This window comes from Streptomyces sp. BBFR2 (assembly GCF_044497305.1).
Classification (GTDB): domain Bacteria; phylum Actinomycetota; class Actinomycetes; order Streptomycetales; family Streptomycetaceae; genus Streptomyces.
This window is the reverse complement of sequence record NZ_CP172415.1, coordinates 1,696,894-1,723,306: the sequence shown is the minus strand read 5'-3', so window position 1 is coordinate 1,723,306 and position 26,413 is coordinate 1,696,894. Positions and strand designations below refer to the sequence as shown.

The window sequence follows — 26,413 nt, the reverse complement described above, 5'->3', positions numbered from 1 at the left end:
AGAACGGGGCCGTACGGAGCCGGGGCATGGGGCCCGCGCGCGGGGCGGACCGGGCCTCACGCGAGGGGCCCGGCCCGCCCCGCGCCGTGCGGGTCGGCTCCGTCCCGCCCCGTTCAGCCCGCCTTGAGCGGTGTCCGGTCCCCGGCCGGTTCGCCCGTGACCGGGACGGTCTCCCGCGGGCGGGGCAGCACCGCGAAGAGCACCGCCGCGAGAAGGATCGTGGCCGCCCAGCCCAGACCGTTCCGGCCGATCCAGGTGGTGGCCAGAGGGCCGGTGAACCACTGCACCTTCGTGAAGCACAGCCCCGCGGCCAGTGCCACCGCCCAGGAGGTCATGGCCTGCCAGCAGAAACCGCCCTTGTACCAGTAGCGGCTGGCGCGCCCGATGGTCAGCAGGCTGTCGGCGTCGTACCGGACGGCGTAGCCGCGGCGCCGGGCCATGTCCACGGCGTAGACACCGATCCAGGCGGAGAACGAGACCGCGAGCAGGGTGAGGAAGGTGATGAACTGCCCGATGAAGTCCTTGGCCACCAGCATCATGAACAGCCCGCCCACCAGGCTGATGACGGCGTTGATGCTCACCGCCAGCGCCCGCGGCAGCTTGACGCCCATGGTCTGCGCCGTGAACCCGGCGGAGTACATCGACAGGCTGTTGATCAGCACCATCCCGACCAGCGCGGTGATCAGGTACGGCACCGCCAGCCAGGTCGGCAGGATCGTGCCGAGGAACGACATCGGGTCGGTGTTCTGCCCGGCCAGCTTCGGGTTGGACACCGCCATCACGCCACCCATCAGCACCATCGGCACCAGCACCAGCGCGGCGCCGGAGACCGTGGCGCCGACGATCCGGCGGCCGGACGCGGAGTGCGGGAGGTACCGCGCGAAGTCCGGGCCGGTCGGCACCCAACTGATGCCGCCCGCGGCGATGGTGCCGATGCCCGCGATCACCATCGCGGTGGTGCCCGCCTTCTTCGCGAAGACCGCGTGCCAGTCCATGGTGGCGATCAGATACACCAGCACCATCACGGTGAACGCGCCGAAGAGGTACGTCGAGTACCGGTTGCAGATGTTGAGCGCCTTCCGCCCCATGCCGCTCACCAGGTACGTGCAGGCGACGAACGCCAGCAGCGTGATGACGATCAGGAGGTTGTCGGCGCGGACGCCGAACAGCAGCCGCAGGACCGTCAGCACCGCGTACGCGCCGGTGACGGCGTTGATCGTCTCCCAGCCGAAGCGGGCCACCCACAAGATCGCGCCCGGGAAGTAGTTGCCGCGCACGCCGAACGCCGCCCGGGAGAGCATCGCGCCCGGCGCGCCGCCCCACTTCCCCGACACCGACACCACCCCGACCATGCCGAACGCCACCGTCGCGGCGATGACGGCGACCAGCAGGACCTGCCAGAAGTTCAGTCCGTTGTTGACCACCAGCGCGGCGCCCATGGTCAGCAGGAGCACGCTGATGTTGGCGGCGACCCAGGTGGGGAACAGCTCGCGGACGCGCCCGTGGCGTTCGCCGTCGGGTACGGGCTCGATGCCTCGGGTCTCGACGGCGCCGTCGGCTTCGGGGGTGGACGTGGTGCCCATGGTGCAGGTGTCTCCGTGCGCGGTTCTGGAGCGCCTCCCGGGGGATGGGACGGCGCGAGGCAGCGGCTTTGGTGCCCGGCCAGGTTCGGTCGCCAGGACTCTACGCGCGTTGCGCAGCCGTCCACCATCGTACTTTGATCCAAGTTCGTGCCGTACGTCCCGTTGGACCCCTCCATGAAACTGCAGCTCCACGCCGTCGGAGGAAGGCTCCAATGCATCCCTGGTGCCCTGCTGACCAGCGATTTCCGGCCAGCCTCGGTCCGCAGGGCAACCACCCCGCGCACGGGGGCACGGAGCGGGGGCGCACGGGGCGCGCAGCGCCCGCGGGATCGGCGCGTGCGGCCCCCGGAAGGGGGACGTGGCTGATACTGGGAGGGTTATGGAAATCGTCATCCTTGCTGTAGTCATCGCCGTGGTCGTGCTCGGCGCGATCAGCGGGCTCGTCGTCAGCGGCCGCAAGAAGAAGCAGCTGCCGCCGTCCCCGCCGGCCGCCCCCGTCACGCCCTCCGTCACCGCGCCGCCCGCAGAACCGCAGGTCGGTGAGGAAGCCGAGGCCCCGAGCGACGAACCCCGTCGCACCATCGAAGACACCCCGCTGCCCGTCGCCGAGGCCCCCGAGGCCGAGGCGCCGGCCGCCGAGCCGGAGGCCCCGCCCGCCCCGGAGATCGAGGTCCCGGAGCCGACCGCCGGCCGCCTGGTGCGGCTGCGCGCCCGGCTCTCCCGGTCGCAGAACTCCCTCGGCAAGGGCCTGCTGACCCTCCTGTCCCGCGAACACCTCGACGAGGACACCTGGGAGGAGATCGAGGAGACCCTGCTCACCGCCGACGTCGGCGTCGCCCCCACCCAGGAACTGGTCGAGCGGCTGCGGGAGCGGGTCAAGGTCCTCGGCACCCGCACCCCCGAGGACCTGCGCGCCCTGCTGCGTGAGGAGCTGCTCGCCCTCATCGGCACCGACACCGACCGCTCCGTGCACACCGCCAACGGCATCGGCAACGGCGGCGACGAGATCCCCGGCGTCGTCATGGTCGTCGGCGTCAACGGCACCGGGAAGACCACCACCACCGGCAAGCTCGCCCGGGTGCTGGTCGCCGACGGCAAGTCCGTCGTCCTCGGCGCCGCCGACACCTTCCGCGCCGCCGCCGCCGACCAGCTCCAGACCTGGGGCGAACGGGTCGGCGCCCGCACCGTGCGCGGCCCCGAGGGCGGCGACCCCGCCTCCATCGCCTTCGACGCCGTCAAGGAGGGCATCGCCGAATCCGCCGACGTCGTCCTCATCGACACCGCCGGCCGGCTGCACACCAAGACCGGCCTCATGGACGAGCTGGGCAAGGTCAAGCGGGTCGTCGAGAAGCACGGCCCGGTCGGCGAGGTACTGCTCGTCCTCGACGCCACCACCGGCCAGAACGGCCTGGTCCAGGCGCGGGTCTTCGCCGAGGTCGTGGACATCACCGGCGTGGTCCTCACCAAGCTCGACGGCACCGCCAAGGGCGGCATCATCGTCGCCGTCCAGCGGGAGCTGGGCGTCCCGGTCAAGCTGGTCGGCCTCGGCGAGGGCGCCGACGACCTCGCGCCGTTCGAGCCCGAGGCGTTCGTCGACGCGCTGATCGGCGACTGACCACCGGCGTCACCGGCAGCACACGGCCCCCGGCGCCCGCTCCGTCACGGAGCGCGGCACCGGGGGCCGTCGCGTCAAGGGCGGGGCGCTACCCGGCCGACCGGCGGCCCGAGCGGTGACAGACGTACGCGAGCGTCCCCAGCAGCAGCCGGGCCTGCGGCGGACGGGCCGCCGTCTCCAGGGACGGCGGACGGAGCCAGCGCACGGGGCCCGCCGCACCGAGGTCCGACGGGGGAGCGGTGAGGTGATCGCCCTGCCCCAGGGGGCGCAGATCGAGCGCCGCGTCGTCCCAGCCCGTCCGGTAGAGCAGCCCCGGCAGCCCGGCGGCGGCCCCCGGCGCGACGAAGAACTGTGCGCGCCCCGTAGGGGTCAGCGTCACCGGACCGAGCGGCACCCCCATCCGCTCCAGCCGCGCCAGCCCGCACCGGCCCGCCGCCTCCGGCACGTCCAGCACGTCGAACGACCGGCCCACCGGCAGCAGCACCGCCGCCCCCGGCGTCCGCGACCAGGCGGCCGCGACCGTCTCCAGCGAGGCGCCCGCCGGGATCTCCGTACCGAAGGAGAGCGGATGCGCCCCCGGGGCGGGGCACGCGGACTCCCCGCACGAGCACTCCGGGGGCCCGCCCCCGGTGCGCGCCGCCCGGGCGCCGGGGACGACGTCCCACCCCCACAGCCCGGTGTACTCGGCCACCGTGGTGCTCTCGGGCGCGCGCACACGGCGCCTGGCGCCGATGTCCCGGATGCCGCCGATCGTGAAACCCATGCCCCCTCCAACGGGTGGTGTGTCGCTGTGGTTACGAGCCGCCCCGGACCCCGGAGCCGACCGCGGGCGCCCGTGGTACGGGGCGCCGGAGCGCCGCCGTGACGCACCGCCGACGGGGCGTGGACACCCCGCGGCGCGCCCTCGGAGCGGGGGCGCGCCACGCGGCGTGTGCCGTGGCGCGCGCGCCGTCATGCGCATCGCTCCGTCGGGTCGCGCCCGACCTGTGTCAAGTCAATCGTGCGGAGCGGAGCGGCAGTTCATTCGAAGGGGTGGCGAATGGTGGCGTTTCTGTGAGCGGCCTCGCGAGGGGCGTGATCGTACGATTACTTTCGGTGCCCGGCTCCGGGGGAGCGCCGTTCGGGCGGCCTCCCGGCGGCCGGGCGGGCCGGGGCGGTGGCCGGAATGCGCGACCTGCCGGGGCCGGCCGGGCAGGATGCCTCAACAAGCCGGATCCTGCACGGGATTCGCGTCGGACGACACACGGTTGGGGGCGTTACCAGTGGGCGGCAACGGCAGCGGAACTGCCGAGAAGCGTCCCAACACACAGTTGGGATCGTGGTTCGTGCGCAGCGGCTGGTCCAAGGGCGAACTGGCCCGGCAGGTCAACCGCAGAGCCCGTCAGATGGGCGCGCACCACATCAGCACCGACACCTCCCGCGTCCGCCGCTGGCTCGACGGCGAACAGCCGCGCGAGCCCATCCCGCGCATCCTGTCCGAACTCTTCTCCGAACGCTTCGGCTGCGTCGTCGGAGTCGAGGAGCTGGGACTGCGCGCCGCGCACCGCTCCCCGTCCGCCTCCGGCGTCGACCTGCCCTGGGCCGCCCCGCAGACCACCGCCCTGCTCAGCGAGTTCTCCCGCAGCGACCTCATGCTGGCGCGCCGCGGCTTCCTGGGCACCTCCCTCGCCCTCGCCGCAGGGCCGTCCCTGATCGAGCCGATGCAGCGCTGGCTGGTTCCGGTCCCCCCGGCCCCGGGTGCCCCGGCCGCCCCGGAGTCCGGGTCCGCCCGCGACCGCGCCCGCGGCGTCCGTCTCTCCGCTCCCGAACTCGACCTGCTGGAGGCGACCACCGCCATGTTCCGGCAGTGGGACGCCCAGTGCGGCGGGGGCCTGCGCCGCAAGGCCGTCGTCGGGCAGCTCCACGAGGTCACCGAACTCCTCCAGGAACCGCAGCCCGCCGCCGTCGCCACCCGCCTGTTCAAGGTCGCCGCCGAGCTCGCCCAGCTCGCCGGCTGGATGAGCTACGACATCGGCCTCCAGCCCACCGCCCAGAAGTACTTCGTCCTCGCGCTGCACGCCGCCAAGGAGGCCGGTGACCGGCCCCTGGGCGCGTTCATCCTCTCCAGCATGAGCCGCCAGATGATCCACCTCGGCCGGCCCGACGACGCGCTGGAGCTGATCCATCTCGCGCAGTACGGCAGCCGCGAGACGGCGACCGCCCGCACCCAGGCGATGCTGTACGCCATGGAGGCCCGCGCCTACGCCGGGATGGGGCGCCCCAGCAGGGTCAAGCGCGCGGTCCGGATGGCGGAGGAGACCTTCGAGGACACCGTGCCCGGCGAGCCCGAGCCCGACTGGATCCGCTTCTTCTCCGAGGCCGAACTGAACAGCGAGAACGCCCATTCCTACCGCGACCTCGCCTACGTCGCCGGGCGCAGCCCCACCTACGCGGCCCTCGCCGCGCCGATCATGGAGCGCGCCGTCGAACTCTTCGCCAAGGACGCCGAGCACCAGCGTTCGTACGCCCTCAACCTCATCGGGATGGCCACCGTCCACCTGCTGCAGCGGGAGCCGGAGCGGTGCGCGGTGGTGGCCCGGCAGGCCATACCGTTCGCCCAGCAGGTCCGCTCCGAGCGGGTCAACACCCGGCTGCGGAAGACCGTCGACACCGCCGCGCGCGACTTCGGCACCGTCGCCGAGGTGATCCACCTCGGTGAGGAGCTGGCCCGCCGTCTCCCCGAGGCCGAGGCCGTCTAGAGGACGCCGAGGCCGCACGACACCGGCCGCGGCGCCGCCCCGTACCCACCCGACCCGGCTTCCCCACGCCAGGTCCGCGGGCGGCGGCGCGGCCGGCCCGCGTCCGCCGCCGTGTGCCCGGCCCCCGTTCACCGGCGCGTAACGCCGGCGACGCCTTCGTCACGGCGGTGAAACATCCGCGGGCCGTGGCCGAAACCCGGCTGCGCCAGCCTCGTCAGGAACGACGGCCCACCCTCTCCACGACACCCGCACGGGCCGCATCGACGACGGGAGACGCCGATGCCCCCAGGCATCCAGACACTCGCGGCCAAGGCCCTGAGCCCCGCCGACACCGGCTTCCTGCTCATCTGCTCCGCCCTCGTCATGGTCATGACGCCGGGCCTGGCGTTCTTCTACGGCGGCATGGTGCGCGTCAAGAGCGTCCTCAACATGCTGATGATGAGCTTCATCAGCCTCGGCATCGTCACCGTCCTGTGGGTCCTCTACGGCTTCGGGCTCGCCTTCGGCACCGACCACGGCGGGCTCATCGGCTGGAGCGCCGACTTCGCCGGACTCGACGGCATCGGACTGACCGAACTGTGGGGCACCAGCGGCGTCCCGGTGTACGTCTTCGCCGTCTTCCAACTGATGTTCGCCGTCCTGACGCCCGCGCTGATCAGCGGCGCCCTCGCCGACCGCGTCAAGTTCACCGCCTGGGCCCTCTTCACCGCCCTGTGGGTCACCGTCGTCTACTTCCCCGTCGCGCACTGGGTGTGGGGCGAGGACGGCTGGCTCTACCGGCTCGGCGTCATCGACTTCGCCGGCGGCACCGCCGTCCACATCAACGCCGGCGCCGCCGCCCTCGGCGTCCTCCTCGTCGTCGGACGGCGCATCGGCTTCCGCAAGGACCCGATGCGCCCGCACAACCTGCCCCTGGTGATGCTCGGCGCCGGACTGCTGTGGTTCGGCTGGTTCGGCTTCAACTCCGGCTCGTGGCTCGGCAACGGTGACGGCGTCGCCGCCGTCGCCTTCGTCAACACCCAGGTCGCCACCGCCGCCGCGATGCTCGGCTGGCTCGCGTACGAGAAGCTGCGCCACGGCGCGTTCACCACGCTGGGCGCCGCCTCCGGGGCGGTCGCCGGACTCGTCGCCATCACCCCGGCGTGCGGCGCCGTCAGCCCGCTCGGCGCTCTCGCCGTCGGCGCCATCGCGGGCGTCCTGTGCGCCCTGGCCGTCGGCCTCAAGTACCGGTTCGGCTACGACGACTCCCTCGACGTGATCGGCGTCCACCTCGTCGGCGGCATCGTCGGCTCCCTCCTCGTCGGCCTCTTCGCCACCGGCGGCGTGCAGTCCACCGCCCGCGGCCTCTTCTACGGCGGCGGCCTGGGCCAGTTCGGCATCCAGACCCTCGGCGTGGTCGCCGTCCTGCTCTACTCCTTCGTCGTCAGCCACCTCCTCGCCAAGGGCGTCGACCGGCTGGTGGGCTTCCGGGTGCCGGCGGACGAGGAGATCACCGGCGTCGACCGGGCCGCCCACGCCGAGACCGCCTACGACTTCACCGGCGCGGGCGGCACCGCCCACCGTGCACCGGCGCCCCTCGGCGGCGGCCCGCTCCCCGCACACGACACGGCACGGGACGCGGAGCGGGTGGACGCATGAAACTCGTCACGGCAGTCATCAAGCCGCACCGCCTCGACGCGGTGAAGGAGGCGCTCGGAGCGTTCGGCGTGCACGGTCTGACCGTCACCGAGGCCAGCGGCTACGGCCGGCAGCGCGGCCACACCGAGGTCTACCGGGGCGCCGAGTACACCGTCGACCTCCTCCCCAAGGTCCGCATCGAGGTACTCGCCGACGACGCGGACACCCCCGCCCTCACCGACGCCGTCGTCACCGCCGCCCGCACCGGCGAGATCGGCGACGGCAAGGTCTGGACCCTCCCCGTCGACGACGCGATCCGCGTCCGCACGGGGGAACGGGGCACGGACGCACTGTGACCCCCACCGGCGGGGCGGCCTCGTGCGGGGCCGCCCCGCCGTCGCACGCGCCCGCGCCCCGTGCGGCATGGGGCCCGCCCCCGCGCGGGCCCCATGCCGCACTCCGTGCGGTACGGGCGCGGGCCCCGTGCCCGCGCCCCATGCGGGCCCCACGCCCCACACCCGCCCCAGCCGGTCCCGGGCCCTCGCCCGCCCGGGAACGGCGCGCCCGGCGCCGGTGCCCCGCGGCCCGGAGTGGCCCGCTTGCCGGGCCGGATACTCTAGGAGTCGACTGCCTTACGCCCCCGACCCCGAGGAACGACGACCGCCGTGTTCGATACGCTTTCCGACCGCCTGGCGAGTACCTTCAAAAACCTCCGGGGCAAGGGCCGCCTCTCCGAGGCCGACATCGACGCCACGGCGCGCGAGATCCGTATCGCCCTTCTTGAGGCCGACGTCGCACTGCCCGTCGTCCGCGCCTTCATCAAGCAGGTCAAGGAGCGCGCCGCCGGCTCCGAGGTCTCCCAGGCGCTGAACCCGGCCCAGCAGGTCATCAAGATCGTCAACGAGGAGCTGATCGGCATCCTCGGCGGCGAGACCCGCCGCCTGCGGTTCGCCAAGACCGGGCCGACCGTCATCATGCTCGCCGGTCTCCAGGGTGCCGGTAAGACCACCCTCGCCGGCAAGCTCGGCCGCTGGCTCAAGGCCCAGGGCCACACCCCGCTGCTCGTCGCCTGCGACCTCCAGCGCCCCAACGCCGTCAACCAGCTCTCCGTCGTCGCCGAGCGCGCCGAGGTGGCGGTCTACGCCCCCGAGCCCGGCAACGGCGTCGGCGACCCGGTCAAGGTCGCACAGGACTCCATCGAGTTCGCCCGCGCCAAGCAGCACGACGTCGTCATCGTCGACACCGCCGGCCGCCTCGGCATCGACCAGGAGCTGATGCAGCAGGCCGCGGACATCCGCGACGCCGTCAAGCCCGACGAGGTCCTCTTCGTCGTCGACGCGATGATCGGCCAGGACGCGGTCAACACCGCCGAGGCGTTCCGCGACGGCGTCGGCTTCGACGGCGTGGTCCTCTCCAAGCTCGACGGCGACGCCCGCGGCGGTGCCGCGCTCTCCATCGCGCACGTCACCGGCAAGCAGATCATGTTCGCCTCCAACGGCGAGAAGCTGGACGACTTCGACGCGTTCCACCCGGACCGCATGGCGTCCCGCATCCTCGGCATGGGCGACATGCTCAGCCTGATCGAGAAGGCCGAGCAGACCTTCAGCCAGGCCGAGGCCGAGAAGATGGCGGCCAAGCTCCAGAAGGGCCCCAAGGAGTTCACGCTCGACGACTTCCTGGCCCAGATGGAGCAGGTCCGCAAGATGGGCTCCCTCTCCAAGCTGCTCGGCATGCTGCCCGGCATGGGGCAGATGAAGGAGCAGATCAACAACCTCGACGAGCGCGAGGTCGACCGCACCGCCGCGATCATCAAGTCGATGACCCCGGCCGAGCGCCACGAGCCGACGATCATCAACGGCTCGCGCCGCGCCCGTATCGCCCGGGGTTCCGGCGTCGAGGTCAGCGCGGTCAAGAACCTCATCGAGCGGTTCTTCGAGGCGCGCAAGATGATGTCGAAGATGGCTCAGGGCGGCGGCATCCCCGGGATGCCGGGCATGCCCGGCATGCCCGGCGCGGGGGGCGGCGCCAAGAAGAAGAAGCAGGTCAAGCAGGCCAAGGGCAAGCGCAAGAGCGGTAACCCGATGAAGCGCAAGGCCGAGGAGGCGGCGGCCGCCGCCCGCCGCGAGGCCGCCCAGAACGGCAACCCGCTCGGCCTGCCCCCCGGTGGCACCGACCCCCAGAACTTCGAACTCCCCGAGGAATTCAAGAAGTTCATGGGCTGACCCCGGCTCCTGATCACCCGGGCCCCCGCCGCACCCACGCGGCGGGGGCCCGCGCGTACCCGCCGCCGCACCCCGCCGCGCGCCCGGTACGGTGCGACGGCGTACGCCGTACCGATCGCGCGGGGTCACGCACCCGGCCCGCGGGCCTCGTCACGCCCCGGGCGCGGAACGGAGCACCCGTCCGGGTGCGGCTCATGACACGAAACTGACCGGTACGTGCAAATTATTTGGGATGGCCCGGAATCGGAACACCGGGCACCTCCGGCTCGTTGTCATTACGTGAGCACGACACCGCCTGTTCTCGCCGCCGAACTGGCGCTCGCCTGGGCCGATATTCAACGGCACCACCCCGAGCTGCCGGATCTGGCCGCGCCCGAGTCCCTGATCGGAGAGTCATCGTCCGCCTGTGGCGCCGAACTCTCCTTCGAACGGCTGCTCCACGAGGCAGTCCACGGCATCGCCGCCTCCCGCGGCGTCCGCGACACCTCCCGTGCGGGCCGCTACCACAACCGCCGGTTCCTCGCCATCGCCGAGGAGCTGGGCCTGGATCACGTCGACGAGCCGCACCCCAGCAGCGGCTTCTCCCTGGTCACGCTCAGTCCCGAGGCCAGACGCCGCTACCGCCCCACCATCGAGCGGCTCGCCAGAGCCCTCAAGGCGCACACCGCCGCGACCGCCACCGACAGTGCCCGCAGCTTCCGCGGTCCGGCCGCCCGCCACGGTTCGTCCGGCGGCGGCGTCCGCGTCAAGGCCGTCTGCGACTGCGGACGCAACGTCCGGGTCGTCCCGTCCGTGCTGGCCCAGGCCCCGATCGTCTGCGGCGGCTGCGGCAAGCCGTTCCGGATCCCCGAGGTGGCCGCGGTCGGCTGACCGCGGGGCGTGTGGCACAATGGACCGCTGTACTCGACAGTCGCACAGGACCCCTCTCTCCTCCGGCTGACGCGTCCATCGGGCATACCGAGTACCGCAACCCCACGTGGCATCCCGTTGTGCCCCACCACGTCAAGACCAGGAGACACCACTCCCGTGGCAGTCAAGATCAAGCTGAAGCGTCTGGGCAAGATCCGCGCGCCTCACTACCGCATCATCATCGCCGACTCGCGTACCCGCCGTGACGGCCGGGCCATCGAGGAGATCGGTCTGTACCACCCGGTGCAGAACCCCTCCCGCATCGAGGTCGACTCCGAGCGTGTCCAGTACTGGCTGGGTGTCGGCGCGCAGCCGACCGAGCCCGTCATGGCCATCCTCAAGGTCACCGGCGACTGGCAGAAGTTCAAGGGTCTGCCCGCCCCGGCCCCGATGAAGGTCGCCGAGCCCAAGGCCGACAAGCGCGCCCTCTTCGAGGCCGCCGCCAAGGCGTCCGGCGACGAGCCGAAGGGTGAGGCCATCACCCCGAAGGCGAAGAAGGCTGACAAGAAGGCGGACGAGGCTGCGGCCGAGTCCACCTCCGAGTCCACCGAGGCCTGAGCGTGCTCGAAGAGGCCCTTGAGCACCTCGTCAAGGGCATCGTCGACAACCCCGATGACGTCCAGGTAGCCTCGCGCACCCTGCGTCGCGGGCGTGTGCTGGAGGTCCGGGTCCACCCCGACGATCTCGGCAAGGTGATCGGCCGCAACGGCCGTACCGCCCGCGCCCTGCGGACCGTTGTGGGCGCTCTCGGTGGACGGGGCATCCGCGTCGACCTCGTCGACGTGGACCAGGTCCACTGAACAGTTGAACACCGGCTCGGGCCGGGGACGGCTCTCGGGCCGTCCCCGGCCTTTGTCGTCGGTGCCGCGCGCCCGTACGCCATGGACGCCCGGCGCCACCGGAATCGGCAACATCACGCGCGGCCCGGCAGCGGCCGTGCGCAAGCGGCGGCGGATCGGCCGCAGAGAGGCAACACCGTGCAGCTGGTAGTCGCGCGGATCGGCCGCGCCCACGGCATCAAGGGCGAGGTCACCGTGGAGGTGCGTACCGACGAGCCCGAACTGCGGCTCGCGCCCGGAGCCGTCCTGGCCACCGATCCGGCCGCGGCCGGACCGCTCACCATCGAGACCGGCCGGGTCCACAGCGGCCGGCTGCTGCTGCGGTTCGCCAAAGTGGCCGACCGGACCGCCGCCGAGGCGCTGCGCAACACCCTGCTGATCGCGGAGGTCGACCCCGAGGAGGTCCCCGAGGACCCCGAGGAGTTCTACGACCACCAACTGATCGACCTCGACGTCGTCACCCGTGACGGCACCGTCGTCGGCCGGATCACCGAGGTCTCCCACCTGCCCTACCAGGACCTTCTCGTCGTCGGACGGCCCGGAGGCGGCGAGGTGCTGATCCCGTTCGTCAGCGAGATCGTCCCGGAGATCGACCTGGAGGAGCAGCGCGCGGTCATCGACCCGCCGCCCGGTCTCCTCGACGACGCGCAGGCCGAGATCGCCGGCAGCCGCGAGGAGAGCTGATGCGCCTCGACGTCGTCACGATCTTCCCCGAGTACCTCGAACCGCTGAACGTCTCCCTCGTCGGCAAGGCCCGCGCCCGTGGTCAGCTCGACGTACGCATCCACGACCTGCGGGACTGGGCGCACGACAAGCACAACACCGTCGACGACACCCCGTACGGCGGCGGGCCGGGCATGGTCATGAAGCCGGAGCCGTGGGGGGAGGCGCTGGACGCCGTCCTCGCGTCCGGTGCGGACGAGCCCGTGATCGTCGTCCCGACGCCCAGCGGGGAGCCGTTCACCCAGCAACTCGCCGTCGAGCTCTCCGCCAAGCCCTGGCTGATCTTCACCCCGGCCCGCTACGAAGGCATCGACCGCCGCGTCATCGAGGAGTACGGCGACCGGCTCGACGTCCGCGAGGTCTCCATCGGCGACTACGTCCTGGCCGGCGGCGAGGCACCGGTCCTGGTGATGGTCGAGGCCATCGCCCGGCTGCTGCCCGGTGTGCTGGGCAACGCCGCCTCCCACCAGGACGACTCCTTCGCGCCCGGTGCGATGGCCGACCTCCTGGAGGGGCCGGTCTACACCAAGCCTCCGGAGTGGCGCGGCCGGGGCATCCCCGAGGTGCTGCTCAGCGGTCACCACGGGAAGATCGCCCGCTGGCGCCGGGACGAGGCGTTCCGGCGTACCGTCCGCAACCGTCCGGACCTGATCGAGCGGGCCGACCCCGCCGCGTTCGACAAGAAGGACCGCGAGCTGCTGTCCATCCTGGGGTGGGCACCGGGCGAGGACGGCCGATTTGGGCGGACCGACCAGGCCGTGGAAGAATAGGCCGCTGCTGTGTGCGTCCGGCGCGCGCCCCTGCCACAGGGGGAACGACGCCCGTCCGACGGAACGGCATCCGAACATCATCTCCGAATTCCCGTTGATGACCTGTGGCATCAGCGAAGAAAGCAGTAGGTCATGCACCTTCTCGACTCCGTCGACTCCGCGTCGCTGCGCAGCGACATCCCGGCCTTCCGCCCGGGTGACACCGTCAACGTCCACGTCCGCGTCATCGAGGGCAACCGCTCCCGTGTGCAGCAGTTCAAGGGCGTTGTCATCCGCCGCCAGGGTAGCGGCGTGCGCGAGACCTTCACGGTCCGCAAGGTCAGCTTCTCCGTCGGCGTCGAGCGCACCTTCCCCGTGCACACCCCGATCGTCGAGAAGATCGAGCTGGTGACCCGCGGTGACGTCCGTCGCGCCAAGCTGTACTACCTCCGTGAGCTGCGCGGCAAGGCCGCGAAGATCAAGGAGAAGCGCGACAACTGAGTCCGCACGCCGGGCCGTCCTCGTACGCGAGGCCCCGGCACCCGGCTCACCTGCGGTGCCCGGAACCGGCCGGATAGGCTCACGTTCCGATGGACACCGACGCACAGCTCCCGGAGCGCGACCGCACCCCCGCCCCCGACCAGGGACGGGAGGAGCGGTCGCGCTCCGCGCGTTTTCCCGGCGCCCCCCACCGGCGCGGTTTCCGGCCACTGACGCTGCTGGTCTGTTGCGTGGCGTTCGTGCTGCTGCTGAGCGCCTTCGTCGTCCAGCCGTTCCTCATCCCGAGCACCTCGATGGAGGACACCCTCCAGGTCGGCGACCGGGTGCTGGTGAACAAGCTCGCGTACCGCTTCGGCGGTGAGCCCCGCCGCGGTGATGTCGTCGTCTTCGACGGCACCGGGTCTTTCGTTCACAGGGAGACGGAGGAGAATCCCGTGACGGGCCTGCTGCGCGGAGCCGGCGCGGCGGTGGGCCTGGCCCGTCCGGCCGACACCGACTACGTCAAGCGCGTGATCGGGATCGGAGGGGACAGGGTGACCTGCTGCGACAAACGGGGGCGGATCAAGGTGAACGGTGAGCCCGTGACCGAGGGCTATGTGTATCCGGGGGACGCCGCGTCGTCGGTGCCCTTCGACATCGAGGTGCCGCAGGGGAAGCTGTGGGTGATGGGGGACCACCGTTCGCGCTCCCGGGACTCCCGCGACCATCTCGGTGAGGAGGGCGGCGGCACCGTCCCCGTCGACAAGGTGATCGGCCGGGCGGACTGGATCAGTTGGCCGGTGAGCCGCTGGACGGGGCTGGACCGGCCGCCGGTGTTCTCCCGGGTGCCCGCCCCGGCAGGCTCCCGTGGGTAACCGGGGGCGCCCGCGGCACGGCAAGCCGCAAGGCGGCGGCACGGCCGGGGCGGACGAGCGCCCGGAGACCGGTGGCCGGGCCGAGCGGCGGCGTCAGGCTCGCCGTATCAAACGCCGCAGACGCCGCTCGTACCTCAAGGAGATACCCATCCTGATCGCGGTGGCGCTGGCCATCGCGCTGGTCCTGAAGACCTTCCTGGTCCAGGCGTTCGTGATTCCCTCCGGCTCCATGGAGCAGACGATCCGGATCGGGGACCGGGTGCTGGTCGACAAGCTCACCCCGTGGTTCGGCTGGCAGCCCGAGCGCGGTGACGTCGTCGTCTTCAAGGACCCCGGGGGCTGGCTCAAGGGCGAACAGGCGAAGAAGGCGCCGGACCCGGCGGGGGTGAAGCAGTTCAAGGAGGTCATGACCTTCATCGGGCTGCTGCCGTCCGCCGATGAACAGGACCTGATCAAGCGGGTCGTCGCGGTCGGTGGCGACACCGTCAAATGCTGTGACGCGCAGCACCGCGTCACCGTCAACGGCACCCCGCTGACCGAACCGTACGTCCACCCCGGCAACCCGCCGTCCGAGACGTCGTTCACGGTGAACGTGCCCACCGGCCGGATCTTCGTCATGGGTGACCACCGCTCCAACTCGGCGGATTCGCGCTTCCATCTCGACGAGGCGTACCGTGGCACGGTTTCCGTGGACAACGTCGTCGGGCGGGCCGTGGTCATCGCCTGGCCGTTCGCCCACTGGCGGCGGCTTCAGGAGCCCGACACCTTCGCGAACGTCCACGACGCGCCGGGCGCGAAGGCGGCGGCCCGCGCGGGCCCGCATAGGGTGTTGCCCGAGTCTTTGACCCAGCTCCCGACCCCTGCGGAACTCCCGCTCGTTATGGGAGTGATGGGCCTGCCCCGGTTGACGGGCGGGCGAGAGCGTGGAGTGAGGAGTGGATGTGGGGGACTTGGCGGTCGGCGCGCGGTCCGGAACCGGAGAGCCCGAGGAACCGGCGGGGCGCGGTGAGGGCCCGCCGGCGGCGGGGTCCGTCCATCTGGCGAAGCCGCAGGAACAGCCACCATACGAAGGCCAGGCACCACCGGAGGCCCGGCGGCCCGCCGCGGACGAGGAGAAGGACGGCGTGACGAAGGCGAAGAAGCAGCGTGCCTTCTGGAAGGAACTGCCGATCCTCGTCGGTATCGCGCTGATCCTCGCCCTGTTGATCAAGACGTTCCTGGTGCAGGCGTTCTCCATCCCCTCCGACTCGATGCAGGACACCCTGCAGCGCGGGGACCGGGTGCTGGTGGACAAGCTCACCCCGTGGTTCGGCTCGAAGCCGGAGCGCGGCGAGGTCGTCGTCTTCCACGACCCGGGCGGCTGGCTCAACGAGACGCCCACGCCCGAGCCCAACCCCGTCCAGAAGGTCCTCAGCTTCATCGGCCTGATGCCGTCCGCCGAGGAGAAGGACCTGATCAAGCGGGTCATCGCGGTCGGCGGCGACACCGTCGAGTGCCACGGCACCGGCCCGGTCAAGGTCAACGGCAAGGCGCTCAAGGAGGAGTCGTTCATCTTCCCCGGCAACACGCCGTGCGGTGACCGCGCCTTCGGCCCGATCCACGTCCCCAAGGACCGCATCTGGGTCATGGGCGACCACCGCGACGACTCCCTCGACTCCCGCTACCACCAGAACCTCAAGGGCGACGGCACGGTCTCGGTGGACGAGGTCGTCGGCCGCGCGTTCACCATCGCCTGGCCGATCAACCGCTGGTCGACGCTGCCGGTGCCGGACACCTTCAAGCAGCAGGGCATCGACAAGGCCATGGCCGCCGCGCCCGCGGCACTCGGGCTGGCCGGCGCCGTCCCGCTCGTCCTCTGGCGTCGCAAGAGGCTGACCAGGGAACGTACTCCCAGGTAGGGTGCCGTCCCAGATCTTCTACGCGGGCCCGCGCCCGCGGGGTGGGAGCTGGGATGGTCCGCAGCACCGAACGCACCGACGGCCACGGCCGGACCACGGGCAGCACGCTGTCCGGTCTGGCCGTGGCCGTCGGCTGTGTCCTCTTCCTCGGCGGCTTCGTCTGGGCGGCACTGCTGTACCGCCCCTACACGGTGCCGACCGACTCGATGGCCCCGACGATCGCGCCCGGCGCCCGGGTGCTGGCCGAGAACGTCGACGGCTCGCAGGTACGCCGCGGCGACGTCGTCGTCTTCCGGGACAACGTCTGGGGCGACCTCCCCATGGTCAAGCGGGTGGCCGGCGTCGGCGGTGACACCGTCGCCTGCTGCACCAAGGGGAAGCTGACGGTCAACGGCACCCCCGTCGACGAGCCATACCTCCAGAACCCGCGGCTCGCCTCGCCCACCGGCTTCACCGCCAAGGTCCCCGACGGCCGCCTCTTCCTCCTGGGTGACCACCGCGGCGACTCCCTCGACTCCCGCTCCCACGCCACCGACGGTGACGACGGCGCCGTGCCGCGCGGCGCCGTCCTGGGCCGCGTCGACGCCCTGGCCTGGCCCCTGAGCGGCGTCGGCATGCTCGACCGCGCCGACGGCTTCGCCGCGCTGCCCGGCGGCACCTCCGAGCCGGGCCCGCTGCGCCCGCTGACCGCCGCCGTCGTCGTCGGCGCCGTCCTCATCCTGGGCGGCGCCGCGTACGGACCCCTCGCCGCCCGCAGGAAACGCGCAGCTCAGACGGCACCCGAGGCCGGAGCGGAACGGGCCCGTGACTGACGGGACGGCGGGCGGCGCGCCCGCGGAGCTGCGCCAGGTGTCCCGCGTCATCCTCCTCGACCCCGACGACCGGATCCTTCTGCTGCACGGTTTCGAACCGGCGCGCCCGGAGGTGACCTGGTGGTTCACGCCCGGCGGCGGTCTGGAGGGCACCGAGACGCACGAGGAGGCGGCCCTGCGGGAGCTGGCCGAGGAGACCGGTATCACCGGTGCGGTCCTCGGTCCGGTGCTCTGGTGGCGCCGCTGTTCCTTCCCGTTCGACGGCCGCCACTGGGAGCAGGACGAGCGGTATTTCCTGGCCCGCACGGAGCGCACCGCGACCGACACCCGGGGCCAGACCGACCTGGAGCGGCGCAGCGTATCGGGGCTGAGGTGGTGGACCGTGGCGGAACTCTCGGCCACCCATGAGACGGTGTACCCGACCAGACTTGCCGGGCTGCTGCGCACGCTGCTCGACGAAGGGCCCCCGAGTGCGCCGCTGGCCCTGGAGACCGAGCGGGCCTGACGCACAATGGGGGCACGCACGGCTGAAGGGGATCTGCCATGAGCGCCGAGGACCTCGAAAAGTACGAGACCGAGATGGAGCTGAAGCTCTACCGGGAGTACCGCGACGTCGTCGGGCTGTTCAAATACGTGATCGAGACCGAGCGGCGTTTCTACCTCACCAACGACTACGAGATGCAGGTGCACTCGGTCCAGGGTGAGGTCTTCTTCGAGGTCTCGATGGCCGACGCCTGGGTGTGGGACATGTACCGCCCGGCCCGCTTCGTCAAGCAGGTCCGCGTCCTGACCTTCAAGGACGTGAACATCGAAGAGCTGAACAAGAGCGACCTGGACCTGCCGGGGAGCTGAGGCGGCCGGCCCGGTGAGGGCCGGTCGGTCCGGACGGGGCCGGTACGCCGGGGAGCGTGGAGAGGCGTGTGTGTGCGGCGGGGGCGGTGTGGCCGGGCCCGCCGCACACGTGTGACCTGCGGGTACGTTGCCGTGCCCGGGTGCGCGGTGACTGAGCGGCCGGGGCGCGCGGTTCGCCGGTCGTGCGGTCGGCGGCGGTGCGGAGACGCGGTCGGGGTTGCCGGGCCGGGGTGACGCGGGTGTCGCGTCCCCTCGTCCGGGTGGCCGAGTTATCCACAGTCGAGGGGTTATCCACCAAGATCCAATACTTCCGGCGCGAGCCCGCACAGTCGGTGCCGGAGGTGGTACCGCATGAACGTCATGCAGCACGGCGCGAAGAACACTCCGGGAACGGTGCCGGCGAGCGGGGGACGGCCCGGAAGGGCGGGCTCCGGGGCGGCCGGCCCCCGGGAGCCCGTGCCGGCCGGGCCTACGAGTTCCGTGCCGGCCGGGCCGATGGGCCCCTCGCCGGTCGGGCCGGCCCATCAGGTTTCTGTGGGGCCGGTGCGTTCCGCACCCGCTGGAGCGGCGGGGCCGAGGGGGGCGGGGCCGGCGGGCTCCGCGGGCGATGGGCGGATGGCCGGGACCGGTCCGGTGCCTGATGGGTGGCCCGGCCCGGTGGATGAGGCGCGGTCTGGGGAGGCGGATGCCGTCCGGCCCGGCCCGGGGCGTGACGCCCGCACCGCCTCGGGTGCGCCACCCGGACCGGTGGCACGCGCCACCCCGCACCACCCGGGCGGAGGCAGCCGGGTTCCCCCACCCGACGGCACACCGGAGCCGACCCCGGCCACCCGCTCCGGGGACGACCCGAAGCCGCCGCGGGCCACGGGACGCGCCTCCGCCACCCACCCGGGCGACGACGGCGCGCGGACCGGGCGCACGCGCCCCCGGAAACCGCGCGGCGATACCCGCGCACCGGGCCGCCGCGCCCCCGACGCCGCGGCCCGGGACGGCCGGAAAGCGGCGCGCCGTACCCCTGCCACGCCGGCCACCACACCGCGCCGCGCCCTGGGCCGGTACGGCGAGGACCTGGCGGTACGCCGCCTCACCGCGAGCGGCATGTGCATCCTCGACCGCAACTGGCGCTGCCGCGAAGGCGAGATCGACATCGTCGCCACCGACGCCGACGCCCTCGTCATCTGCGAGGTTAAGACCCGCCGCGCCACCGCCTACGAACACCCGATGGCCGCCGTACGCCCCGACAAGACCCGCCGACTGCGGCTCCTGGCGGAACGCTGGATGGAACGCCACGGCGGGCCACCGCCGGGCGGCGTCCGGATCGACGTCGTCGGCATCCTCCTCCCGGCCCGGGGCGCCCCGGTCGTCGAGCACGTCCGGGGGGTGGCGTGAGATGGGATTCGCCCGCACCTGCTCCGTCGCCCTCGTCGGCGTCGAAGGCGTCGTCGTCGAGGTCCAGGCCGACCTCGAACCGGGCGTCGCCGCCTTCACCCTCGTCGGACTCCCCGACAAGAGCCTCGTCGAGGCCAAGGACCGGGTCCGTGCCGCCGTCGTGAATTCGGGAGCCGAGTGGCCGCAGAAGAAACTCACCGTCGGCCTCAGCCCCGCATCGGTCCCCAAGAGCGGCAGCGGATTCGACCTCGCCGTCGCCTGCGCCGTCCTGGGCGCCGCCGAGCGCCTCGACCCCCGGGAGCTGACCGACCTGATGATGATCGGCGAACTCGGGCTCGACGGCCGGGTCCGCCCTGTCCGCGGCGTGCTGCCCGCGGTCCTCGCCGCCGCCGAAGCCGGATACCGCACCGTCGTGGTCCCCGAATGCACCGCGGCCGAAGCCTCCCTCGTCCCCGGCATCACCGTCCTCGGCATCCGCAGCCTGCGCCAACTCATCGCCGTACTCGCCGACGAACCGGTCCCCGACGAGGAGGAGGTCCCTCGGGAAGGACACCCCGACCCGCTGCTGGCCGGGCTCGCCGTCCCCGGCACCGGCATCGCCGCCGGACTGCCCACCGGCGATCACACCCCCGACCTCGCCGACGTCGCAGGTCAGCACGGCGCTCGCCGGGCCCTGGAGGTCGCCGCGGCCGGGCGCCACCACATCTTCCTCAAAGGCCCGCCCGGGGCGGGCAAAACCATGCTCGCCGAACGCCTCCCGGGCCTGCTGCCACCGCTGACGCCCAAGGAATCCCTCGAAGTCACCGCCGTCCACTCCGTCGCCGGCACCCTCCCGCCCGGCCAGCCGCTCGTCGAACGGCCGCCGTACTGCGCGCCCCACCACTCCGCGACGATGGCGTCCCTCGTGGGCGGCGGCACCGGACTGCCTCGCCCAGGAGCCGTCTCGCTCGCCCACCGCGGAGTGCTCTTCCTGGACGAGGCGGCCGAGTGCAGCGCCCGGGTGCTGGACGCGCTGCGACAGCCCCTCGAAGCCGGTCACGTCGTGGTCGCCCGCGCCGCCGCCATGCTGCGGATGCCCGCCCGCTTCCTCCTCGCCCTCGCCGCCAACCCCTGCCCCTGCGGCCGCCACGGCACCCCCCGAGGCGGCTGCGAATGCCGCCCCTCCTCCGTCCGCAGCTACCGCGCCCGCCTCTCCGGCCCCCTCATGGACCGCGTCGACCTGCGCGTCACTGTCGAACCGGTCGCCCGCTCCGCCCTCGCCGCCCTCGGCGACGGCGCCGAATCCACCGCCACCGTCGCCGCACGGGTACGTGAGGCCCGCGCCCGCGCCGCCGCCCGCTACGCCGGAACCCCCTGGATCACCAACAGCGAGGTACCAGGACACGAACTCCGCACCCGCTGGCACGCCCGCCCCGGCGCGCTCGCCCGGGCCGAGAACGACCTGGAATGCGGCCTGCTCACCGCCCGCGGCCTCGACCGCGTCCTCCGCGTCGCCTGGACCGTCGCCGACCTCGCCGGACGCGACCGCCCCACGGCCGAAGACGTCGACACCGCCCTCGAACTCCGCACCGGCGTCCAGCGCGGCGTACCCGCAGCCACCGCCCGCCGACGCCCCCGCCCGGACGGGAAACACCTCCGGCAGCCCGCCCCCGACCCCGCCCAGGTGACGCCATGACCACCACACCCCACCCGCCCCACGAGCCCCGGCCTCCGGACACCGGCCGACCCTGGCCCCACCACCCCACCGGACCACCCGCCCCCGACACCGCACCGGAGCCCCCGGACCACCACGACCCGGAACGCGCCGCCCGCGCCGCCCTCACCCGCGTCATCGAACCGGGCGACCCGCGCGCCGGCCGCTGGCTGCGCGAACGGGGCCCCGTCGCCCTGTGGCACGCCCTCACCGGCGACGGACCACCACCCACCGGTGCGAGCCGCACCACATTCGACGGCCTGCGCCGCCGTGCCGCCCACGCCGACCCCGCGGCCGACCTCGCCACGGCCGCCGCCCTCGGGGCCCGGTTCCTCTGCCCCGGGGATGACGAATGGCCCGGCCAGCTCGACGACCTCGGCGACACCCGGCCCATCGGCCTCTGGGTACGCGGCAGCGCCAACCTCCGCCTGTGGGCCCTGCGCTCCGTCGCCCTCGTCGGCGCCCGGGCATGCACCGAATACGGCGCCCACCTCGCCGCCACCCTGGGCACAGCTCTCGCCGACCGCGGCTGGACCGTCGTCTCCGGGGCCGCGTACGGCATCGACGGAGCGGCCCACCGCGGCGCCCTCGCCGCCGGCGGCGCCACCGTCGCCGTCCTCGCCTGCGGCATCGACCGCGCCTACCCCTCGGGCCACACCGAACTGATCGACCGCATCGTCCAACAGGGCCTGACCGTCGCCGAGTTACCACCCGGAGCGCACCCGACCCGCAGCCGCTTCATCCAACGCAACCGCGTGATCGCCGCCCTCACCCGCGGCACCGTCGTCATCGAAGCCGCACTGCGCAGCGGCTCCCTCGTCACCGCCCGACGCGCACAGTCGCTGGGGCGACTCACCATGGGCGTACCGGGGCCCGTCACCAGCGCACTCTCCGCGGGGGTGCACCAACTCCTACGCGGCGAAGCCACGGTCGTCACCTGCGCCGACGAAGTCGTCGAGCACGCCGGTGCCATCGGGGAGCTGGCGCCCGAACCGCGTGGCCCGGTGCTCGCCCGCGACCTCCTCGAACCGGCCGCGGCCCGCGTCCTGGAGGCCCTGCCCTCGCGCGGCACCGCCACCCTCGCCGACCTCGCCCGCGAATCCGGCCTCACCCAGGACCTCACCCACGGCAAACTCCACGAACTGTGCGCGCTCGGATTCGTCCAGAGATCCGGTACGCGCTGGAGCGTCGCACAACGCGCCGACAGCCCCACCGACCCCCGGCGAGGCGGTACTTGACCTGCCGCGAACGGGTGAAAAGGTGAGGACAAGCATGCCGAATCCAGATTTGGCATGCTTCAACGGGCCAAACCGAACGGCAAGGAGAGGCGGATGTGGCACACGGGACACCAGAGATCCCGTAAGCCACGCCTCCCCGGCCCGTGGCCCACCTCCCCGACGCGCCGCGCGCAACGCCGGGGCCACGCCACGGTGTGCCCCGTGCGGTAACCCTGGGGTGCGGGCAGCGGAACGTATCTGCGCACCCCCGAACCACGCTCCCTCGCACACAGCGACGCTTCAGTCACGCTACGCTCACACCCGACCAGCCCGCCCACCCATCCACCCGTGTCCCGGCAGAACGGCTCAAGGCGACGAATGCCCCAGCACACCTCCGGTTCTGATCGCGCGGCAGTACCACCTGCCGCGCGCGCCGGCGTGCGCCCCGCCGCCCCCAGCGCGCTCGACGATCTGTGGCGCTCCTACAAGCGAACCGGCGACGAACGCCTGCGGGAACAGCTGATCCTGCACTACTCACCACTCGTCAAATACGTCGCCGGCCGCGTCAGCGTCGGCCTGCCCTCCAATGTCGAACAGGCCGACTTCGTCTCCTCAGGCGTCTTCGGACTCATCGATGCCATCGAGAAGTTCGAGCCCGAACGCTCCATCAAGTTCGAGACCTACGCCATCACCCGCATCCGCGGCGCGATGATCGACGAACTCCGCGCACTCGACTGGATCCCCCGCTCCGTACGGCAGAAGGCCCGCGCCGTCGAACGCGCCTACGCGACCCTCGAAGCCCAACTGCGCCGCACCCCCTCGGAGCCCGAGGTCGCCCGCGAAATGGGCATCTCCCTGGAAGACCTCCACGGCGTCTTCAGCCAGCTCTCCCTGGCCAACGTCGTCGCCCTTGAAGAGTTGCTGCACGCCGGGGGCGACGGCGGCGAACGCCTGAGCCTGATGGACACCCTCGAGGACACCGCCGCCGACAACCCCGTCGAGATCGCCGAGGACCGCGAACTGCGACGGCTGCTCGCCCGCGCCATCAACACCCTGCCCGACCGCGAGAAGACGGTCGTCACGCTCTACTACTACGAGGGCCTCACCCTCGCCGAGATCGGCAACGTCCTCGGCGTCACCGAAAGCCGGGTCAGCCAGATCCACACCAAGTCCGTCCTCCAGCTACGGGCCAAACTGGCCGACGCGGGACGGTGAGCAGGGCGGCCCCCTCGCTCGGGGACGCGAGGGTGCTTCGGCGGTGCGGCTCGGGGCGCGATCCGGGGATCCGGGAATCGCGCACCGGGAGAACACCGGGGGAGGGGCTGGTGGGCTCCTTCGCCCGGGCCGGGCGATCTCGTCGCCAGGCTGTCCACGGTCCGGATGGTGCCGCTGTCTGCGGCCGGAGTGCTCTCCCCGCTGCCCGCGCTGTGTGCGGGCGGGGCGGTTTCGCTGTCCGCCGCCGGGCCGGCCTCCCCGTGGTCCGGGGTGTCCCGTCAGCCAAACCATCCGGTCAGCCGGTCCGTCCGGTTCTGTAGGCCGGATCGTCGGTGGCGGATCGGCCGCCGGGAGGCGTGGGCGAGCCCGTCCCGTAGTGGTGCGGCCCGCCATGGATCCGATGCGGAGTGCCGCTCGGCGCCGCCCATCCGTAGAGTGGTCGGGTGCCCAGGATTCGAGCGGCCTCAGTGGCCGAGCACCGAACGATGCAGCGCGGCGCCCTCTTGGACGCCGCCCGCACCCTGCTGTCCGAAGGCGGAACGGAAGCCCTGACCTTCCCCGCACTCGCCGAGCGCACCGGCCTCGCGCGGTCGTCCGTGTACGAATACTTCCGCTCCCGCGCCGCCGTCGTCGAAGAGCTGTGCGCCGTGGACTTCCCGGTGTGGGCGGCGGAGGTCGAGGCGGCCATGGAGCGCGCCGACACCGACGAAGCGAAGATCGAGGCATACGTACGGCGCCAGCTCGCCCTGGTCGGCGACCGCCGCCACCGCGCGGTCGTCGCCATCTCGGCGGGAGAGCTGGACGCCGGGGCGCGGGAGAAGATCCGGGCGGCCCACGGCGGGCTCATCGCCATGATCGTGGAAGCGCTCGCCGGCCTCGGCCACGAGCAGCCCCGCCTGGCCGCCATGCTCCTCCAAGGCGTCGTCGACGCCGCCGTCCGCCGCATCGAACTCGGCGCCGCGGAAGACCCCGCGGAAATCACCGAAGCGGCAGTCTCCATGGCGCTGCGGGGGGTGCGGGGCTGAGGGGGGCGGGGTGGGGCTTGGTTACCTCGGTCTGGGGGGCTTCCCCCTCCCCCCTCCCGCCCCACCCACCGCCTCCACCACCGCCAGCTTCGGCCCGACGGCCTCAGCCGCCCCATCACCTCGTCGCCTGACTCTCGGGGCACCGGCCCCACTCTCAGGGCACACCGCCCCGTCGGCTGGCGCCCTCCAGCGCTGTCGGTCCCGTCGTCCCATCGGCCGGGCCCATTGCGCCGCCCTGGCCCGCGCCGCTCGTCCGGCGATACGAGGCGCCGTCGGGCGAAGGTTGCCGACCACCCGCCGTCCGTACTTGACGGCTCACCGACTCCCGTCCGCCCCGCCCGGACGGGCCGTCACCGGCCAAGGCCATGTCCGACGGAATCGGCACCCCGGTCAGAGGGAGCAACCGCGAGGGCCCGCCCTGCCACATGCGCGGGGGGAACAGGGTGAGCGGGTCGAGGTAGGTCTTCCCCCGCAGCAGGCCCCAGTGCAGGCACGGTTCATGACAGTGGAACGGCCCCTGCTGGAGGACACCCACCGGCTGACCGGCACTCACCCGGTCACCTTTGCGCACCGAAGCGCGCACCGGCTCGTACGTGGTCCGCAGCGGCGGCTCCCCGCTCCCGGATAGCTGGATGGACACAACGCCTCGGCCTGCGACGACTCCGGCAAACGCGACCTCGCCGGGTGCGGCGGCCCGGACGGTCGCGCCGGGTGCCGCCGCCAGATCGACACCGCGGTGCCCCGGAGCCCAAGGAGCGGGCGGCGGTTCCCAGCCGCGCAGCACTGTGGGCCGGGGCCCGGCCGGGTCACCTACCGGCCAGGCACGGTCACCGGAAGCAACGGCCGAGGACTCCGCGGCCTGCGGAACCGCCACAGGCTCATCCAGCGCCCCGCTCGCTCCCGCCCGAGCAGCGGCCACACCCGTGAGGGCGGCGAGCCCCACGAAGGCCGCGAAAGCCGCCAGAGCGGTGAGCGCCCCCTTCGTCGAAACGGCCGTGACCTGCTGAGCCGCACCACCGGTCGGCGAGGACGGCAGGCCGCGCCGGCGCACGACCCCAGGCACCGACGTTTGTACGGAAAGACCGTGTGCCGGCGTCAAGCGGCGTTTCCGTTGCGTGGCGCGTACGGACCCCTCGAAGCCGGATGTGTCCGGCGCATGCGACCGGCCACCGCGCGCCGTCGCACCACGCGGGCCGTCCCGTTGTGCCGCCCGAGCGACCACGCAGGCTCGGGCAGCCGCTGCCTCTCCAAAAGGGCGCGGGGCCCGAAGGCGTAGCTGGGACCTGGCCGACCACAGCGACCGGACGCGGCACTGCCGTGCACCCCGCGGACCGGGGCGGTGAACACACGGCGGCCGATGACTGCCGGGCGAGAACGCAGGAAGCTCCGGCACGTCGGACGAGGAAGAGGACGAGTGACGGAGACGGCCCAGGAGAGAGCCGAGGTAGGGGAGAGAGGGGAGAAGTCGCATGGACCGACGGTGACGCAGTCCGCGCGAGCGCGGGGATCTTGGACCAGAACTGTGGGTAACTCCGGACCTGTGGACAACCCCCTCACCCGATCCGGTGAGCGCCCACCCCTGCATGACATGCGCGTCCGAGCCGTCGGAACTCCCGAGCCCCTCGACCCCGTCGATGACAGCCCTGGCCCGCAGTCCGGACCCCCTGTCTCCCGGCGACACGCCTCCGCGCGGACTCGTCGAGCACGCCCCACGTCCATACACCTGAGTGCCTCGCCAAGAGCGTCACGACCAGCGTCGCGCAGCACGCCTCATGCCCGCGCAACCGCGCGGGACCTGGCCACCCCGCGACAGTCGCGCCGCAGTGACACACACGCCCCATGCGCGATGCCGGCCGAGGCTCGCCGGGGGGAGAACCGCCACGCCCGACGGGGCCTCGGTCGGCGCCCCGTCGCCGCCCCATGGCGCGCCCCGTCGGGGCCCGAGCCCGGGGCAACCGGGGT

25 protein-coding genes are annotated in these 26,413 nt (G+C 72.7%); 22 read left to right on the top strand and 3 right to left on the bottom strand.

The window, feature by feature from the left end:
* Positions 1-113 precede the first annotated feature (113 nt).
* Complete coding sequence (locus ACGH2B_RS06065; protein ID WP_399085238.1) at positions 114-1,583, bottom strand: purine-cytosine permease family protein; 1,470 nt, start codon at positions 1,581-1,583, stop codon at positions 114-116.
* A gap of 379 nt (positions 1,584-1,962) precedes the next feature.
* Between ACGH2B_RS06065 and ftsY the strand changes: the two genes are divergently transcribed.
* On the top strand, positions 1,963-3,198 hold the full coding sequence (gene ftsY, locus ACGH2B_RS06060; RefSeq protein WP_399085235.1) for a signal recognition particle-docking protein FtsY: 1,236 nt from the start codon (positions 1,963-1,965) through the stop codon (positions 3,196-3,198).
* Positions 3,199-3,286: 88 nt separating this feature from the next.
* Here ftsY and ACGH2B_RS06055 read toward each other — a convergent pair whose 3' ends face one another.
* Positions 3,287-3,961 (bottom strand): bifunctional DNA primase/polymerase, encoded by a 675-nt coding sequence (locus tag ACGH2B_RS06055; RefSeq protein WP_399085232.1) that lies wholly within the window; start codon positions 3,959-3,961, stop codon positions 3,287-3,289.
* A 499-nt stretch (positions 3,962-4,460) separates the two neighbouring features.
* Between ACGH2B_RS06055 and ACGH2B_RS06050 the strand changes: the two genes are divergently transcribed.
* From ACGH2B_RS06050 to ACGH2B_RS05950, 21 genes are all read left to right on the top strand, one after another.
* On the top strand, positions 4,461-5,936 hold the full coding sequence (locus ACGH2B_RS06050) for a hypothetical protein (RefSeq protein ID WP_399096749.1): 1,476 nt from the start codon (positions 4,461-4,463) through the stop codon (positions 5,934-5,936).
* 279 nt (positions 5,937-6,215) lie between these two features.
* Complete coding sequence (locus ACGH2B_RS06045; RefSeq protein ID WP_399085229.1) at positions 6,216-7,574, top strand: ammonium transporter; 1,359 nt, start codon at positions 6,216-6,218, stop codon at positions 7,572-7,574.
* The gene (locus ACGH2B_RS06040; protein WP_399085226.1) at positions 7,571-7,909 is read left to right on the top strand and encodes a P-II family nitrogen regulator; all 339 of its coding nucleotides are present in this window, start codon (positions 7,571-7,573) and stop codon (positions 7,907-7,909) included. Before ACGH2B_RS06045 ends, ACGH2B_RS06040 begins: the two co-directional genes overlap by 4 nt.
* A 309-nt stretch (positions 7,910-8,218) precedes the next feature.
* The gene (ffh, locus tag ACGH2B_RS06035) at positions 8,219-9,775 is read left to right on the top strand and encodes a signal recognition particle protein (RefSeq protein WP_399085223.1); all 1,557 of its coding nucleotides are present in this window, start codon (positions 8,219-8,221) and stop codon (positions 9,773-9,775) included.
* A 279-nt stretch (positions 9,776-10,054) separates the two neighbouring features.
* A complete protein-coding gene (locus ACGH2B_RS06030) occupies positions 10,055-10,645 on the top strand; it encodes a hypothetical protein (RefSeq protein WP_399085220.1) in 591 nt (196 codons plus the stop codon).
* A gap of 156 nt (positions 10,646-10,801) precedes the next feature.
* Positions 10,802-11,242, top strand: a complete 441-nt coding sequence (rpsP, locus tag ACGH2B_RS06025) for a 30S ribosomal protein S16 (protein WP_391646157.1) — start codon at positions 10,802-10,804, stop codon at positions 11,240-11,242.
* Between the two features lie 2 nt (positions 11,243-11,244).
* Positions 11,245-11,484 (top strand): RNA-binding protein, encoded by a 240-nt coding sequence (locus ACGH2B_RS06020; protein WP_030287397.1) that lies wholly within the window; start codon positions 11,245-11,247, stop codon positions 11,482-11,484.
* 177 nt (positions 11,485-11,661) lie between these two features.
* Positions 11,662-12,207 carry a ribosome maturation factor RimM gene (rimM, locus tag ACGH2B_RS06015; protein ID WP_399085217.1) on the top strand — a complete coding sequence of 182 codons (546 nt, stop codon included), beginning with the start codon at positions 11,662-11,664 and terminating at the stop codon, positions 12,205-12,207.
* Complete coding sequence (trmD, locus tag ACGH2B_RS06010; protein WP_399085214.1) at positions 12,207-13,016, top strand: tRNA (guanosine(37)-N1)-methyltransferase TrmD; 810 nt, start codon at positions 12,207-12,209, stop codon at positions 13,014-13,016. The genes rimM and trmD overlap by 1 nt, the downstream gene beginning before the upstream one ends.
* Before the next feature lie 132 nt (positions 13,017-13,148).
* Positions 13,149-13,496 (top strand): 50S ribosomal protein L19, encoded by a 348-nt coding sequence (gene rplS / locus ACGH2B_RS06005; RefSeq protein ID WP_030287403.1) that lies wholly within the window; start codon positions 13,149-13,151, stop codon positions 13,494-13,496.
* An 89-nt stretch (positions 13,497-13,585) separates the two neighbouring features.
* Positions 13,586-14,350, top strand: a complete 765-nt coding sequence (gene lepB / locus ACGH2B_RS06000) for a signal peptidase I (RefSeq protein WP_399085210.1) — start codon at positions 13,586-13,588, stop codon at positions 14,348-14,350.
* Entirely contained in the window at positions 14,343-15,359 is a 1,017-nt protein-coding gene (gene lepB, locus ACGH2B_RS05995) for a signal peptidase I (RefSeq protein WP_399085207.1), read from the top strand. The genes lepB (ACGH2B_RS06000) and lepB (ACGH2B_RS05995) overlap by 8 nt, the downstream gene beginning before the upstream one ends.
* Positions 15,301-16,248: a signal peptidase I gene (lepB, locus tag ACGH2B_RS05990; RefSeq protein ID WP_399096746.1), complete on the top strand. Its 948-nt coding sequence runs from the start codon at positions 15,301-15,303 to the stop codon at positions 16,246-16,248. The genes lepB (ACGH2B_RS05995) and lepB (ACGH2B_RS05990) overlap by 59 nt, the downstream gene beginning before the upstream one ends.
* Positions 16,249-16,301: 53 nt before the next feature.
* Complete coding sequence (lepB, locus tag ACGH2B_RS05985; RefSeq protein WP_399085204.1) at positions 16,302-17,060, top strand: signal peptidase I; 759 nt, start codon at positions 16,302-16,304, stop codon at positions 17,058-17,060.
* On the top strand, positions 17,053-17,565 hold the full coding sequence (locus ACGH2B_RS05980; protein WP_399085202.1) for an NUDIX hydrolase: 513 nt from the start codon (positions 17,053-17,055) through the stop codon (positions 17,563-17,565). Before lepB (ACGH2B_RS05985) ends, ACGH2B_RS05980 begins: the two co-directional genes overlap by 8 nt.
* Positions 17,566-17,603: 38 nt before the next feature.
* Positions 17,604-17,912, top strand: coding sequence for a DUF2469 domain-containing protein (locus tag ACGH2B_RS05975; RefSeq protein WP_003980220.1), 309 nt, complete (start codon positions 17,604-17,606; stop codon positions 17,910-17,912).
* Positions 17,913-18,959: 1,047 nt separating this feature from the next.
* A complete protein-coding gene (locus tag ACGH2B_RS05970) occupies positions 18,960-19,301 on the top strand; it encodes a YraN family protein (RefSeq protein WP_399096743.1) in 342 nt (113 codons plus the stop codon).
* Position 19,302: 1 nt separating this feature from the next.
* Positions 19,303-20,976, top strand: a complete 1,674-nt coding sequence (locus ACGH2B_RS05965) for a YifB family Mg chelatase-like AAA ATPase (RefSeq protein ID WP_399085199.1) — start codon at positions 19,303-19,305, stop codon at positions 20,974-20,976.
* On the top strand, positions 20,973-22,232 hold the full coding sequence (gene dprA, locus ACGH2B_RS05960; RefSeq protein ID WP_399085195.1) for a DNA-processing protein DprA: 1,260 nt from the start codon (positions 20,973-20,975) through the stop codon (positions 22,230-22,232). Before ACGH2B_RS05965 ends, dprA begins: the two co-directional genes overlap by 4 nt.
* 357 nt (positions 22,233-22,589) lie before the next feature.
* Positions 22,590-23,426, top strand: coding sequence for an RNA polymerase sigma factor WhiG (gene whiG / locus ACGH2B_RS05955; RefSeq protein ID WP_399085192.1), 837 nt, complete (start codon positions 22,590-22,592; stop codon positions 23,424-23,426).
* Positions 23,427-23,911: 485 nt separating this feature from the next.
* Positions 23,912-24,451, top strand: a complete 540-nt coding sequence (locus ACGH2B_RS05950; protein ID WP_399096740.1) for a TetR/AcrR family transcriptional regulator — start codon at positions 23,912-23,914, stop codon at positions 24,449-24,451.
* 154 nt (positions 24,452-24,605) lie between these two features.
* On the opposite strand, the gene ACGH2B_RS05945 is transcribed toward ACGH2B_RS05950, so the two are convergent.
* The gene (locus ACGH2B_RS05945) at positions 24,606-25,922 is read right to left on the bottom strand and encodes a murein hydrolase activator EnvC family protein (RefSeq protein WP_399085190.1); all 1,317 of its coding nucleotides are present in this window, start codon (positions 25,920-25,922) and stop codon (positions 24,606-24,608) included.
* Positions 25,923-26,413 lie beyond the last annotated feature (491 nt).

Excerpts from the sequence above, each read along its gene's own strand:
- ACGH2B_RS06040 (WP_399085226.1), top strand. The coding sequence starts at position 7,571 with ATGAAACTCGTCACGGCAGTCATCAAGCCGCACCGCCTCGACGCGGTG.
- ftsY (WP_399085235.1), top strand. The coding sequence starts at position 1,963 with ATGGAAATCGTCATCCTTGCTGTAGTCATCGCCGTGGTCGTGCTCGGC.
- ACGH2B_RS06055 (WP_399085232.1), bottom strand. The coding sequence starts at position 3,961 with ATGGGTTTCACGATCGGCGGCATCCGGGACATCGGCGCCAGGCGCCGT.
- lepB (WP_399085210.1), top strand. The coding sequence starts at position 13,586 with ATGGACACCGACGCACAGCTCCCGGAGCGCGACCGCACCCCCGCCCCC.
- whiG (WP_399085192.1), top strand. The coding sequence starts at position 22,590 with ATGCCCCAGCACACCTCCGGTTCTGATCGCGCGGCAGTACCACCTGCC.
- ACGH2B_RS05965 (WP_399085199.1), top strand. The coding sequence starts at position 19,303 with ATGGGATTCGCCCGCACCTGCTCCGTCGCCCTCGTCGGCGTCGAAGGC.
- ACGH2B_RS05945 (WP_399085190.1), bottom strand. The coding sequence starts at position 25,922 with ATGCGACTTCTCCCCTCTCTCCCCTACCTCGGCTCTCTCCTGGGCCGT.
- ACGH2B_RS06045 (WP_399085229.1), top strand. The coding sequence starts at position 6,216 with ATGCCCCCAGGCATCCAGACACTCGCGGCCAAGGCCCTGAGCCCCGCC.
- ACGH2B_RS05975 (WP_003980220.1), top strand. The coding sequence starts at position 17,604 with ATGAGCGCCGAGGACCTCGAAAAGTACGAGACCGAGATGGAGCTGAAG.
- ACGH2B_RS06065 (WP_399085238.1), bottom strand. The coding sequence starts at position 1,583 with ATGGGCACCACGTCCACCCCCGAAGCCGACGGCGCCGTCGAGACCCGA.
- rplS (WP_030287403.1), top strand. The coding sequence starts at position 13,149 with ATGCACCTTCTCGACTCCGTCGACTCCGCGTCGCTGCGCAGCGACATC.
- dprA (WP_399085195.1), top strand. The coding sequence starts at position 20,973 with ATGACCACCACACCCCACCCGCCCCACGAGCCCCGGCCTCCGGACACC.
- trmD (WP_399085214.1), top strand. The coding sequence starts at position 12,207 with ATGCGCCTCGACGTCGTCACGATCTTCCCCGAGTACCTCGAACCGCTG.
- lepB (WP_399085204.1), top strand. The coding sequence starts at position 16,302 with ATGGTCCGCAGCACCGAACGCACCGACGGCCACGGCCGGACCACGGGC.
- ACGH2B_RS05950 (WP_399096740.1), top strand. The coding sequence starts at position 23,912 with ATGCAGCGCGGCGCCCTCTTGGACGCCGCCCGCACCCTGCTGTCCGAA.